General features: G+C 65.1%; 10 protein-coding genes. 4 read left to right on the top strand and 6 right to left on the bottom strand.

Annotation, left to right across the window (positions count from 1 at the left end):
• Positions 1-85: 85 nt before the first annotated feature.
• The gene (locus tag FYB76_RS09405; RefSeq protein ID WP_154133490.1) at positions 86-1,843 is read right to left on the bottom strand and encodes a putative 2-aminoethylphosphonate ABC transporter permease subunit; all 1,758 of its coding nucleotides are present in this window, start codon (positions 1,841-1,843) and stop codon (positions 86-88) included.
• Between the two features lie 12 nt (positions 1,844-1,855).
• Positions 1,856-2,944 (bottom strand): putative 2-aminoethylphosphonate ABC transporter ATP-binding protein, encoded by a 1,089-nt coding sequence (locus tag FYB76_RS09400; protein ID WP_088753900.1) that lies wholly within the window; start codon positions 2,942-2,944, stop codon positions 1,856-1,858.
• Between the two features lie 338 nt (positions 2,945-3,282).
• Here FYB76_RS09400 and FYB76_RS09395 point away from each other — a divergent pair, with 338 nt between their 5' ends.
• From FYB76_RS09395 to FYB76_RS09385, 3 genes are all read left to right on the top strand, one after another.
• Positions 3,283-3,807, top strand: coding sequence for a TonB C-terminal domain-containing protein (locus tag FYB76_RS09395; RefSeq protein WP_088753901.1), 525 nt, complete (start codon positions 3,283-3,285; stop codon positions 3,805-3,807).
• A 213-nt stretch (positions 3,808-4,020) separates the two neighbouring features.
• Positions 4,021-5,940, top strand: a complete 1,920-nt coding sequence (locus FYB76_RS09390) for a SurA N-terminal domain-containing protein (RefSeq protein WP_154133489.1) — start codon at positions 4,021-4,023, stop codon at positions 5,938-5,940.
• 463 nt (positions 5,941-6,403) lie between these two features.
• Entirely contained in the window at positions 6,404-7,123 is a 720-nt protein-coding gene (locus FYB76_RS09385) for a glutamine amidotransferase (protein WP_154133488.1), read from the top strand.
• Between the two features lie 80 nt (positions 7,124-7,203).
• Here FYB76_RS09385 and FYB76_RS09380 read toward each other — a convergent pair whose 3' ends face one another.
• Positions 7,204-7,881 (bottom strand): arylesterase, encoded by a 678-nt coding sequence (locus FYB76_RS09380; protein ID WP_195724607.1) that lies wholly within the window; start codon positions 7,879-7,881, stop codon positions 7,204-7,206.
• Here FYB76_RS09380 and FYB76_RS09375 point away from each other — a divergent pair.
• Positions 7,880-8,584, top strand: a complete 705-nt coding sequence (locus FYB76_RS09375) for an ABC transporter ATP-binding protein (protein ID WP_154133487.1) — start codon at positions 7,880-7,882, stop codon at positions 8,582-8,584. The two genes, FYB76_RS09380 and FYB76_RS09375, sit on opposite strands and share 2 nt — an antisense overlap.
• A 6-nt stretch (positions 8,585-8,590) precedes the next feature.
• Here FYB76_RS09375 and FYB76_RS09370 read toward each other — a convergent pair whose 3' ends face one another.
• The 3 genes from FYB76_RS09370 to FYB76_RS09360 form a co-directional block, all read right to left on the bottom strand.
• Positions 8,591-9,535, bottom strand: coding sequence for a DMT family transporter (locus tag FYB76_RS09370; RefSeq protein ID WP_154133486.1), 945 nt, complete (start codon positions 9,533-9,535; stop codon positions 8,591-8,593).
• On the bottom strand, positions 9,489-11,057 hold the full coding sequence (locus tag FYB76_RS09365; protein WP_154133485.1) for an NAD(P)H-hydrate dehydratase: 1,569 nt from the start codon (positions 11,055-11,057) through the stop codon (positions 9,489-9,491). Before FYB76_RS09365 ends, FYB76_RS09370 begins: the two co-directional genes overlap by 47 nt.
• A gap of 221 nt (positions 11,058-11,278) precedes the next feature.
• Positions 11,279-12,550 (bottom strand): FAD-dependent oxidoreductase, encoded by a 1,272-nt coding sequence (locus tag FYB76_RS09360; RefSeq protein WP_370516334.1) that lies wholly within the window; start codon positions 12,548-12,550, stop codon positions 11,279-11,281.
• Between the last annotated feature and the right edge of the window lie 306 nt (positions 12,551-12,856).

Below are 12,856 nucleotides of genomic sequence, written 5' to 3'. Positions count from 1 at the left end.
TCATGATGGCCTTCGTCTGTGAATGGCTGGGTTGAAAACGCGTCGGGGACGCAAGGTGGAGAAATCGTAGTGCTGCCGGCCTGGCTCAATGCGCGCGTCCACGGCGCCAGGCCTGGGCCCGCGCCAGCCAGCGGCTGCCAGCCAGGTGCATGAGCAGCGAGGCCGCCGCCGACGTCAGCAGGATCAGCGTGGACATCGCTGCGGCAGGGCCGACGTCGCCGGCATCGTCCATATTGAGCACCGCCACCGAGGCCAGCACCGTATCGGGGCGATACAGGAAGATCACCGCCGACACCGTGGTCATCGAGGACACGAACAGGTAGCGGAAAATCTCCAGCATCTGTGGCAGGCACAGCGGCACCGTCACGCGCAGGAAGGTCTGCAGCAGCGGCACCTTCAGCGACAGCGAGGCGGCTTCGAATTCCGGATCGAGCTGCTTGAGCGCGGTGACGGCGGTGAGATGGGCGGTCGTGTAGAAGTGCACGATGGAGCAGAGCACCAGCAGCGTCATGGTCCCGTAGAGGAAATTGAACGGGTTGGACGGATGGTTGAAGAACAGCAGGCTTCCCAGTCCCAGCACCAGGCCGGGCACCGCCATGGGCAGGAAGCTCAGCATGCGCAGCAGGGTCGAGAGCCAGGCCTGGCCACGCGTCTTTTCCATCAGCCAGGCACCGGTAAAGATGACCAGGGTCCCGGCCACGCTGGTGCCGCAGGCCAGTTTCAGGCTGTTCCAGTAGGCCAGCCAGCCGCCGCCATCCATGTTGTCGAAGTCGTAGTGCTGCAGCGTCAGTTGCAGGTTGTAGGGCCACAGCTTGACCAGGGATGCCCCCATGGCCACCACGATCATCATCAGGATGGCCGCCGCAATCAGGGCCACCGCCAGCAGGTTGATGCCATCACGGCGCCAGTCGGGGCGGGGAACGTAAGCTTCGGAGCGGCTGCTCATGGTGGCGCGCTGGCGGCGCTGCAGCCAGGCATCCAGGGCAAAGGTCAGCAGGGCCGGCACCAGCAGCAGCAAGCCGATCAGGGCACCGCGTCCGAACTGCTGCTGGCCGACCACGGCCTTGTAGGCTTCCACGGCCAGCACGCTGTAGGCGCCGCCGGTGATCTTGGGTACGCCGAAGTCGGTAATGGTGAGCGTGAACACCAGGCACAAGGCACCGAAGATGCCGTAGCGCGTGGCCGGCAGGGTGACGGTGTTGAAGATGCGCCAGCGCGAGGCGCCCATGGCATGTGCTGCGTCGTACAGGCGGCCATCGGCCTGCGACAGGGCCGACAGCAGGATCATCATGGCGTGCGGGAAGGTGTAGAACACTTCACCCAGCAGGATGCCCCAGAAGCCGTAGATGCTGCCGTCCATCCACTCCTTGAACAGGCCCTGGTTGCCGAACAGGTAGATCAGCGCGATCCCCGGCAACAGCGACGGCGCCAGCAGCGGCAGCAGGCCGATACCGCGCCACAGGCCCTTGAAGGGAATGCAGGTGCGCTGCAGGGCGTAGGCAAACACATAGGCCAGCGGTACCGTCACCACGGCGGTGACCAGCGATACCCACAGGCTGCGCCCCAGCATGGGCAGGAAATTGATGTTGGCAAAGAGCGTCACGAAAGGCTGGCTGCCCGCCCAGTTGCCCTCGGGCGTCAGCACGGCTTGCGCCAGGATGAACAGCAGCGGTCCACCCAGGCCCAGCAGGAGCAGCGCCAGCAGCAGCCATTTCATCGCGCCGGGCAGCCATAGACTGCGGTCGGTCACGCTGTGTCGCGCCGGTGCGGCGCTGGTTGGGGTGTGGTCGCGAGCCAGGGCGGGCATGGGAGCGGTCGGCGGCAAGGAAGATTGCATCGTCATGAACGGCCCGGCTCAGGCAAAGACCTGCAGGGCCTGGCGCGGCAGGGCTACCCACAGGCCGTCGTGAGCCGGCAGGGCGGCCAGGCGCTCGTGCGACTGGTCGCTGACATCGGCCAGCAGGGTCTGGCCCGGCAGGGCATCGGCCGCCAAGGCCAGGCGATAGCGGTTGCCGAGATAGATGCGATCAACCACACGGGCCTGGAAGCGGTTGGTGCAGCTCTCGGTAGCGAACAGTTCCACCGCTTCCGGGCGGCAGAACAGGCGCCCGGTTTGCAGCTCCGCTTCTTCCGGACGGACTTCCAGACGCAAGGCACCGACCGTGACCTGTGAACCAGAGACGCGGGAAAACGGCAGCCAATTGGCTTGGCCGATGAAATCGGCCACGAAGGGCGTGGCCGGACGGCGGTAGATCTCGGCGGGCGTGCCGAATTGTTCGATGCGGCCGTGCTGCATGACGGCGATGCGGTCGGCCATGACCATGGCCTCTTCCTGATCGTGCGTGACCATCAGGGTGGTGATGCGGAACTGCTTCTGCAGCCGGCGGATTTCCAGTTGCAGGTGCTCGCGTACCTGCGCATCCAGGGCCGAGAGCGGTTCGTCGAGCAAGAGCAGCGAAGGCGAGGGGGCCAGCGCACGCGCCAGGGCCACCCGTTGCTGCTGGCCGCCGGACAGCTGGCCGGGATACTTGGCTTGGCTGCCGGCCAGGCCCACCATGGACAACATCTCGGTCACGCGTTCCTGGCGTGCCTGGCGCTTCATGTTGCGCAGGCCATAGGCGACGTTGTCGGCCACGGTCAGGTTGGGGAAGAGGGCGTAAGACTGGAACAGGATGCCGTAATCGCGCGATTGCGGCGGCAGGTCGGAAATATCGCGGCCGGCGGCGAAGAGTTGCCCGGCATCCTGGCGCTCCAGTCCGGCGATGGTGCGCAGCAAGGTCGTCTTGCCGCAGCCCGAGGGACCCAGCAGGCAGACCATCTCGCCCTGGCGCACTTCCAGCGAAACGCTGTCCAGCGCGGTGAAGGCACCGAAGCGCTTGTCGATGCTGCGCACCGACAGGAAGCGCTCGCCGGCGTCGGCTGCATCAGGCGGGCAAACCGGCATCGCGAGGGCGGCGGCGGAGGAGGATATCTGCATCATTTCGGCGGGTTTCTGGGTGGTTCGCGATGTTGCCCAAAGGCAGTCCCCACGCGGGCTTTCGCCGGATGGGCCGGCCTGTTCAGAGGCAAGCGGATGGTACGGGCCAAATATGACTGCTGGATGACACCCCCAGCTGTGATAGCAGGCCGGAATCCTTGCTATAGATTGAAGCTATGGATCGCCATCGGGGGCTCCCGCTGCAAGGGAATCCGGGCGCCGCAATGCTGTCCAAACTTGCACTTATCCTTCATTGACGCCTTGCGGCCAGTGAAGCAAGATCGCTCAGTAATGAGGAGGAGAAAATGAATAAATACGGTAGGCCCGCCCGCCGGCCGGGTGTCCGCCTGGCGATGTCGGGCGTGGGCATTGCCGCCATGCTGGCGGCCTGCTCGGCACCGGAGAGCACCCAGCAGGAGCGCGATGCCCTGGCGCGCTCTCTGATCGAGCAGAAAAAGACCACCGAGGACGCCACCTCCACCGCGACCACCGTGGACGGCTACAAGGTCGACCTGGCCAAGCGCATTTCCCAGGTCAACTTCACCAGTGTCTACGTGGAGCGCCCGCAGGCCTTGCTGCGCTCGGTCATCGTCATCAAGTACGTGGTCGATGGCGACGGCAACCTGGTCAAGAGCGAGATCCTGCGCAGCAACCGCGACAAGCATGCCGAGGCCAGCGCCCTGGGCAGCCTCAAATCGGCCGCACCCTTTCCCAAGCCGCCACCGGCGCTGCTCAAGCAGGGCCACATCGAACTGTCGGAGAGCTGGCTGTTCAACAATGACGGCCGCTTCCAGCTGCGCAGCGTGGCCCTGGCCCAGATGGACCGTTAGCGGCAAGCCCTGCCAAAGATGCCGCCCGGCATTGGCATGTGTATAATGTCGCGCGAGCACGACGGTGTGCGTTGTGTCTCCCGGGCCTGACGGGCCTGCGCCGGATCAGGGCGAACGCGAGTTCGCCTTTTTTCTTATGGGCGCGCACCAGCGGCAGTCTGCGCTGAACCCCGCTGTCCTTCATTGACCAGATCGTTTATTGATTGGCTATACATGTTTGATTTCATTCGTACTCACCAGCGCCTGATGCAGTTCCTGCTGCTGCTGTTCATCTTCCCGTCGTTCGCCTTTTTCGGCCTGGAAGGCTATAGCCGCCTGACCGACGACAACGGCGTGGCCAAGGTGGCCGGCCAGACCATCACCAAGGAAGAGTGGGACGCCGCGCATCGCCAGCAGCTGGAACGCATGCGCCAGGTGTATGGCAATCAGTTCGACAGCAAGATCTTCGATAGCCCGCAGGCGCGCCGCGCCATCCTCGACAACCTGATCGCCCAGCGCGCCCTGGGTGCCGAAGTGGTGGCCAGCAAGCTGGTGGTGCCGGACCAGGCGCTGCAGCAGAGCATCCTGCAAATCCCCGGCCTGACCAAGCCGGACGGCAGCTTCGACAATGAGCAGTACCGCGTGCTGCTGGCCGCCCAAGGCATGACCCAGAAGTCCTATGAAGCCGGCCTGCGCCGCGAGATGGCGGTGCAACAGTTGAATGCCGCCATCCAAAGCACCGCCTTCGCGCCCAAGACCGTGGCGGAAAACCTGTCCAACCTGAACGATCAGGAACGCACGGTCCAGATGCTCAACTTCAAACCGGACAGCTACGCCGGCCAGGCCAAGGTGACCGATGAACTGCTCAAGGCCTACTACGACAAGAACGGTGCCCGTTTCGAGACGCCGGAACAGGCCGACATCGAGTACGTGGTGCTGGATGCTGCCGCCGTGGCCGCCCAGGCCAGCGTCACCGATGACGACATCAAGGCTTACTACGAGCAGAACCAGAAGCAGTACGCTACCGAAGAACAGCGCCGCGCCAGCCACATCCTGATCACCGTCAAGAAGGATGCGTCGGCCGCCGACAAGGCTGCCGCCAAGGCCAAGGCCGAAGGGCTGGTGGCGCAGCTGCGCAAGAACCCGGGCGACTTCGCCAAGCTGGCCAAGGCCAATTCGCAGGACCCTGGTTCGGCCGACAATGGCGGCGACCTCGGTTACTTCAACAAGGGTGCCATGGTCAAACCCTTCGCCGATGCTGCCTTCAGCCTGAAGCAGGGCGAGATCAGCGATCCGGTCGAATCCGACTTCGGTTATCACGTCATCGAAGTGACCGGCATCAAGCCGGCGTCGGTCAAGCCGCTGGAGTCGGTCAAGGCCGAGATCGGTGGCGAGATCAAGAAGCAGATCGCCGCCAAGAAGTATTCCGAGATGGCCGACCAGTTCAACAACCTGGTCTATGAAAACGGCGACAGCCTCAAGGCCGTCTCCGACAAGCTCAAGCTGAAGATCCAGACCGCCTCGGGCGTGACCCGCAACCCGAATCCGGCCGCCGGCGCTGCGCCGTACAACAACGGCAAGTTCCTGGCCGCCCTGTTCACCGACGACGTGATCAAGGCCAAGCACAATACCGAGGCCGTGCAGACCGCCCCCAACACCCTGGTGGCTGGCCGCATGACCAGCTACAAGCCGGTGGCCAAGCGTCCGTTCGAAGAGGTCAAGGCAGACGTGCAGAAGGCCGTGCTGTTGGCCGAAGAGCAGTCCCTGGCGGTCAAGGCCGGCCAGGAACGCCTGGCCCAGCTGCAAGCCAAGGATGATGCGACCGGCTTCAGCGAGGCCAAGGTGGTCTCGCGCGTGAAATCCGATGGCTGGACCCAGGAGGCCTTCAACGCCGTCATGAAGGCCGATACCGCCAAGCTGCCGGCCTATGTCGGCGCCGAGACCGCAGGCATGGGCTACCAGATCTACCGCATCACCAAGGTGGAACAGCCCAAGACCGTCGATGCCGCGCGCCGCAAGGCCGAACAGGAACAGATCACGGCTGCCTTGTCGCAGCAGGAAGCCCTGGGCTACCTGGACTACCTGCGCGAGAAGGCCAAGACCAAGCTGTTGAAGGGGGCCGCCGCCGTCAGCGCGGATGACGCCGCCAAGTAAGGGCAGGGCATGGCCCGCCTTTGGGGCGATACGTTCATATGGCGCACCGGGATCGTGAATCGGCGCGCAATGGCGCCCCAAGGCGGGGAATTGTCGGCATGACTGCCACAATTTACTAAAAAATTTACACGGGCCGCTTTTCCAGCGGCCCTTTTTGTTTCATCATGGACACCGGCGCTGCATTCGAGCGGGATGCACAAGGGAGCCGGCACCGGGGAATCCGCTTCATTTCTTCCATCGTCGTTGGCGTTTCGTCAGCTTTCCACCCAGTGGGAACAGGCAGTTTTTGTGCTGCCGAGATGAAATTCCTGTCATCCGCACGTCATGTTGCGCCGTTTCGGAAACAAACGGCTGCCGTACTTGTTGTCGCTTTCTCCAGTCGACATTCGAAAAGCATCGCAGGGGGTATTTCCACGAGGAGTGCTTCCGATGCGAGTCTTGCCCTGAATACGACCACGTTTTTATGCCTGCCCCAGTCCTGATCATACAAACCGGCGATGCCAATCCCGCACTCAAGACCAACTACGGTGGTTACGCCGACCAGATAGGCTGCGCTGCCGGCCTGTGCCACACCGAGATCGAAGTGGTGACCGTCTATGAAGGCCAGCGCCCGTCCTGCCCGCGCAGCTACCGGGCGGTGTTCATCACCGGTTCACCGGCCATGGTGACCGACAAGGAAGACTGGAGCGAGCGCACCGCCGAATGGATCCGCGACGCCGCCGAGCTCGACACCCCCATGTTCGGCATCTGCTACGGCCACCAGCTGCTCACCCACGCCTTTGGCGGCGAAGTCGGCTACAACCCGGCTGGCCGCGCCGCCGGTACCATGCATGTGAAGACGCTGGACTGCTGCCGCCAGGATGAATTGCTGGGTGTGCTTCCCCCGGAATTCCCGGCCCACATGCTGCACATGCAGTCGGTGCTGCGCCCGGCCAAGGATGCCATCGTCATGGCGCGCTCGCCGATGGACCCGCACCACGTCATCAAGCACAAGCACAACGTCTATTCGACCCAGTTCCATCCCGAGTTTTCGCCGGAGTTCGTGCGCGCGCACCTGCATTACTACACCGATATCTATCGCGGCTGCGGCATCGATGCCCAGGCGCTGTGCGAGAAGGTCTGCGAGACGCCGCAATCGACCGGACTGCTGCGGCGCTTCCTGGAGTTGTACGCGCGGCATTGAAGCGCCTGCGCCCAATGGAAAAGCCCCTGTCGCCAGCGATGGCACAGGGGCTTTGCTTTGCGTTGACGCGGGGAGGGCGCTTACTTCACCCCGACCAGCGGTTTCAGATGCGGCCAGACATTGTCCAGCAGCTTGGGCTGGGCCTGTTCATTGGGGTGGATGCGATCCGCCTGGAACAGCGAAAGATCGGCGGCAATCCCCTCGAAGAAGAACGGTACCAGCGCCACCTTGTTGCCCTTGGCCAGGTCCTGGTACATCGCGGCGAAGCGGCGCGTGTAGTCCGGGCCGTAATTGGGCGGAATCTGCATGCCCACCAGCAGGACCTTGGCCTTCTGCTGGCGCGCCAGGTCGATCATGGCTTGCAGGTTGTCCTGGCTGGTCTTCAGGGGCAGGCCGCGCAGGGCATCGTTGGCCCCCAGTTCGATCACCAGGACCTCCGGCTTGTGCTGGGTCATCAGCGCCGGCAGGCGGTTGCGCCCGCCGATGGTGGTGTCGCCGCTGATGCTGGCGTTGACCACCTGGTAATCCGCCTTGCTCTGTTGCAGCCGCTGCTGCAGCAGGCCGGTCCAGCCGCTGCCGCGCTGCAGGCCGTACTCGGCCGAGAGACTGTCGCCGAGCACGAGCAGGTTTTTTGGGGCAGAATAAGCGCTCGTCGTCGCTACCACCAGCGCGACGCCCGCCAGCAGGCGCACCGCCGCACCAAGCAGCGTCGTGCGCTTCGCCCCTGTCCCGGACCCACTTGCCCGATTGCCCTGCATGCCTGCTTCCGCTCCTGCCAGTCCCGCCGTCATTGCCGCCATTGAAGTCCTTCAGTTATCCAAACACGTTGCCGATGTCTCCGCGCCTGCCGGCCGGCTGACCATCCTCAGCGACATCGATTTTACCGTGGCCGCCGGGACCACGGTGGCCATCGTCGGCGCCTCCGGCTCCGGCAAGTCGACCTTGCTGGGCCTGCTGGCTGGACTCGATACGCCCAGCGAAGGTTCCGTGCGGCTCGATGGCGAAGACATCTATGCCCTCGACGAAGACGGTCGGGCCCTGCTGAGAAAGCGCAAGCTGGGTTTCGTGTTCCAGTCCTTCCAGTTGCTCGGGCACCTCAATGCCCTGGAAAACGTGATGCTGCCGCTGGAACTGCGCGGGGACAGCCAGGCGCGGGCCAAGGCCGAACAGATGCTGGGCCGCGTGGGCCTGGGCAGCCGCCTGAAGCACTATCCCAAATATCTTTCCGGGGGCGAGCAGCAGCGTGTGGCGCTGGCACGCGCCTTTGTGACCGAGCCGCCGCTGCTGTTTGCCGATGAACCGACCGGCAGCCTCGATGCGGCCACCGGTGAATCGGTCATCCAGCTGATGTTCGAACTGAACCGCGAACGCGGCTCCACGCTGGTCCTGGTGACCCATGACCCCGGCATTGCGGCGCGCTGCGAGCGCACCCTGACCATTGCTGCCGGGCGTCTGGTCTAGACCGATCTAGACCGATTCCATCGGATCGGCCGGCGGCAGCGGATGCGCCCGCTTGTGCTCGATGTAAGCGATGCCGATGCCGCTGGCGCAGATGATGGCAATGCCCAGCACCGTGACCTGGTCCGGGAACTGCCCGAAGACCAGCCAGCCCATGGCGCAGGCCGAGATGATCTGGGCGTAGAAGAAGGGCGTGAGCACCGAGGCTTCCGCGTGCCGGTAGGCCGAGTTCTGCAGGAAATGGCCGATGGTGCTGGTGATGCCGGTCGACACCAGGATCGCCAGTTCGACCACCGTCGGCGTGTGGCTGGTCCAGAAGAAGGGCACCAGCAGCGTAGAGACGATACTGCCCACCAGGGCGCCATAGAAGAGCGTCACCATCGGATTGTCCGCCTGGCTGGCCTTGCGGTTGAGGATGGACAGCAAGGCTTGGGTGAAGGCCGAGACCAGGCCCAGCGCCACGCCCACCGGCGGGATGTCGCCGCTGGGGCGGATCACGATCAGCATGCCCGTAAAACCGATCAGCACCGCAATCCAGCGTGACAGATAGCTGCGCTCGCCCAGCAGCCAGGGAGAAATCGCCAGCACGATCATGGGCGCGCAGAAGTTCATGGCCGTGCCTTCGGCCAGCGGCACGATCTTCAACACCGAGAAGAAAATCAGCGTCGAGGCCAGCAGCAGTGCGCCGCGCCCCAACTGCAGTCCCAGCCGGTTCGACTTCAGGATGCTGCGCCCGTGACGCCGCCGGTAGAGCGGTGCCAGCGTGGCCGCCATGAAGAACAGGTTGATGGTGTAGCGCATCCACGCAATCATCACCACGTGATACCCGGCCAGCGCCAGCAGCTTGCCGGCCGTATCGAGCAAGGATAGCGTCCACAGGCCCGCGATGAGGAAAATGATGCCCAGCTTATGGTTGTGGGCGATGCGGGTGTACGGCAGGACGGCGCTGGACATGGTCTCGGAGGATCTGGTTGAACACGGCACGGATGGCCGGGATGAATTCGCTGGCGGTCAGCCCCACCGGCCCCTGGCCGGCAGCCACCAGCTGGTCGGCGGCGGCGCCATGGATCCAGGTGGCCGCCAGTGCCGCTGCCCGGGTCGGCCAGCCCTGCGCCAGCAGCGCGCCGCACAGGCCGGAGAGCACGTCGCCGGTGCCGGCGGTGGACAGTGCAGGATTGCCGCTGGGGTTGATGGCGATCTCGCCATCGGGGAAGGCGATGACGGTCCCCGCACCCTTGAGTACGGTGATCGCATTGAACTGGCGCGCCAGCAAACGCGCTGCCTGCGGACGATCCTGCTGGATCTGCTGGGTGGTGCTGTCGAGCAGGCGCGCCGCCTCCAGCGGATGGGGCGTGATGATGCTGCAGGCCTCCTTGCTGCGCTGGCTGCGGCGATGCAGCTTGTGCTGCAGCGTGGGCTCGGCCGAGATCAGGTTCAGGGCATCGGCATCGACCACGATATCGGCTTCGCTGTCGAGCGCGCGCGCCAGGATGTCATGCGCATGGCGCGAGGTGCCCAGGCCGGGACCGACCACCAGGGCGGCGCTGGCGCCGAATTCGACGCGGTCGGCCAGGCGGAACATCAGTTCGGGGTGCTTGTCGTCATAGGCCGGGCCATCGTCGACGAAGGCCACATACACCCGTCCGGCCCCACCGAAGGCGGCGGTACGCGCCGCCAGCACGGGCGCGCCGGCCATGCCGCGCGCACCGCCGACCACGATGACGTCGCCGTAGCTGCCCTTGTGGCTGTTGTTGGCCCGTGGCTTGAGGGCGGTGGCAAAACTCTGCGGGCCATTCAGGAAAGCACGCGCCGGCGGCAGCAGGGTGGGGTCGATCTCCAGCGCATCGACCACGATCAGGCCGCTGTGGTCGCTGCCGTCACAGGTATGCAGTCCGGGCTTGTCGCCGATGAAGCTCAGCGTATGGGTGGCCTGCACCGCCACGCCCTCGCGTCCGCCCACGATGCTGCCGGTGTCGGCATTGAGGCCACTGGGCACATCGATGGACAGCACCGGGCAACGCAGGCTGTTGACGTATTCGATGATCGCCCGCAAGGCCGGGCCGGGCGGGCGCGTCAGGCCGATGCCGAACAGTCCGTCGATCACCAGCGCCCACGACCTTGCCCGCAGCGGTGCATCCCCCGTCCCCTCGATGAACTCCAGCTCGGCCTCGCGCGCCCGCGCCAGGGCACGGCGCGCATCGGCAGGCTGGCGGTCTTCATCGGCGTGCAGCTGCACGCTCACTTCGATGCCGGCTTCTTCCAGCAGGCAGGCCGCTTCCAGCGCATCACCACCATTGTTGCCGGGGCCGGCCAGGATCAGTACCGAGGGCGAAGAGGCAGTGGCCGAGCACAGCAATTGCTGGGCCTGCTCGGCGATGGCGGCACCGGCGCGCTGCATGAGGGTGTAAGGGGGCAGGGCCGATAGCGCCTGTTGTTCGACGTGGCGGATCTCGGCAACGGAATGGAGCGCGCTCATGATCGTGATCGCTGTAGCCTTGGATGAGGGTGGCGGAAAGGCGGCGTGCTGCGGCGCTGGGCGGCCAGGTGCAGGAATGTTCACCTGCGCAGGCGGCGGCAAAGCGCGTGTGTGATTTTAAGTGAATTGTCTTGCCAGCGCAGGCACATCATTGATGAAAAATCAGCGATGAAAAAAATGCGCGCGGCCAAGGCCGCGCTGCATCCCGGCGCTGCGGCCGCTCAGGCCAGCACGTCGCGCGGCTGCAAGCCGTCGATCGGGATTTCGGTGTCCTCGCCGCTGACCATGTCCGCCAGCAGGCGCGCCGAGCCCACGCTGGCCGCCCAGCCGGTGGCGCCGTGGCCGACGTTGACGAAGACGTTGCCTTGCCGGGTTGGCCCCACAACGGGCAGGCCGTGCGGCAGCAGGGCGAGGGTATTGCTCCAGAAATGCGCCTGGTTGTAATTGGCGGCATTGGGATAGTAGTCGCCGGCAATCTTGAGCAGGTTGCGCAGGGCCTTGGGCGGCAAGGTCTGGCTGGGCGGGACGAAACCCAGCAGTCCGCTGATGCGGATGCGGCTGCCCAGGCGTGTCATGGCCACCTTGTAGCTGTCGTCATAGAGCGCCATGTTGGGCGCATCGTCCGGATTCTTGACCGGCACCAGTGCCGAATAGCTCTGCAGCGCCCGCAGCGGCAGGTCCGTGTCCAGCGGTCGCAGCAGTTCGGCGCTGGCCATGCCGGCGGCGACCACCACGGCGTCCACCCGCATCTGCGGGGCCAGGTGCGGCGAGTCGACCTGCAGGGCAACGCGGCCGCCGAATTCGGTGCTGACGCTCCTGACGTGGCTCTCGAAATGAAAGCTCACCCCCAGCGCCTGGGCAGCATTGCGCATCTGCTTGGCAAAGAGCACGCAGTTGCCGGCCTGGTCATCGGGATAGTAGAGCGCCCCCGAGAGCTTGGCTTCGGAGGAGAAGGCGGGCTCCAGCGTACGGATGGCCGCCGCGTCCAGCACCTGGTGCTTGAACTCGCATTGGCGGGCGGCTTCCTGCATGGCCTCCATGCGCGCGGCCTCGGCCGGCTGGCGGAAGAGGTGGAAGACGCCGCTGCCGTTTTCGTTGTCGAGGTTGTAATGCGCCTGCAGTTGCTGGGTCAGGGACTGGCCATAGGCCGACAGGCGCGACAGGCGCAACTTGTTTTCGGCAAAGTGGTGTTGCTGGGCCTGGCGCGTGGCGCCCATCCAGCGCCGGCGGCTGAAATCGGTCCCGGAGGCCAGGAGCACGCGCGGCTCGTCCTCAAAGCGGCAGGCGAAGGTCGCCATGGCGCCCGGCAAGGTCAGCGGCATGGCCGCCCCCGGCGCCAACAGGCCCGAGTCGCCGAAGGTGGCTTCTTCGGCCACGTGCGCGCGCCGTTCGATGACGGCGACTTCATAGCCCTTGGCGGCCAGGAAGTAGGCGCTGCAAATCCCTGAAAGTCCCCCGCCGATGACGGCGATCTGTCGATGTGTGCTGTTCACTCTATTTGTCTTGGAAGCGGCAGGGCCGCTGTGGTCGTGGGCATCGGCCGTGGCTCGCCGGGCTGGCCCGGTTCCGGTGCGGGCCGAATGATACCGCGAAATTTCCTTGCAGTTTGGATATTGCCGCAGGGCTACCCGCGTCCTGCCCGAAAGGGTGGACATTTTCTGCTTCGGATGACAACGTCCGGCGACGCAGCGCGGATGACAAGGGCCTGGTGGATCAGCGTGCCGCCCGCGCGGACGCGGGCCGGCCTGACCGCTCGCTTTGCGCGGGACTTGGCGCGGTGTCCACTGTATAATGCCGGC

It is taken from the genome of Herbaspirillum sp. CAH-3, from assembly GCF_009668275.1.
In the GTDB taxonomy this organism is placed as follows: Bacteria; Pseudomonadota; Gammaproteobacteria; order Burkholderiales; family Burkholderiaceae_D; genus Herbaspirillum; species Herbaspirillum aquaticum.
Note: the sequence above shows the minus strand (reverse complement) of the source record. Positions and strands in the feature narration are given on the sequence as shown.

Excerpts from the sequence above, each read along its gene's own strand:
- FYB76_RS09405 (WP_154133490.1), bottom strand. The coding sequence starts at position 1,843 with ATGACGATGCAATCTTCCTTGCCGCCGACCGCTCCCATGCCCGCCCTG.
- FYB76_RS09400 (WP_088753900.1), bottom strand. The coding sequence starts at position 2,944 with ATGCCGGTTTGCCCGCCTGATGCAGCCGACGCCGGCGAGCGCTTCCTG.
- FYB76_RS09395 (WP_088753901.1), top strand. The coding sequence starts at position 3,283 with ATGAATAAATACGGTAGGCCCGCCCGCCGGCCGGGTGTCCGCCTGGCG.
- FYB76_RS09390 (WP_154133489.1), top strand. The coding sequence starts at position 4,021 with ATGTTTGATTTCATTCGTACTCACCAGCGCCTGATGCAGTTCCTGCTG.
- FYB76_RS09385 (WP_154133488.1), top strand. The coding sequence starts at position 6,404 with ATGCCTGCCCCAGTCCTGATCATACAAACCGGCGATGCCAATCCCGCA.
- FYB76_RS09375 (WP_154133487.1), top strand. The coding sequence starts at position 7,880 with ATGCCTGCTTCCGCTCCTGCCAGTCCCGCCGTCATTGCCGCCATTGAA.
- FYB76_RS09380 (WP_195724607.1), bottom strand. The coding sequence starts at position 7,881 with ATGCAGGGCAATCGGGCAAGTGGGTCCGGGACAGGGGCGAAGCGCACG.
- FYB76_RS09370 (WP_154133486.1), bottom strand. The coding sequence starts at position 9,535 with ATGTCCAGCGCCGTCCTGCCGTACACCCGCATCGCCCACAACCATAAG.
- FYB76_RS09365 (WP_154133485.1), bottom strand. The coding sequence starts at position 11,057 with ATGAGCGCGCTCCATTCCGTTGCCGAGATCCGCCACGTCGAACAACAG.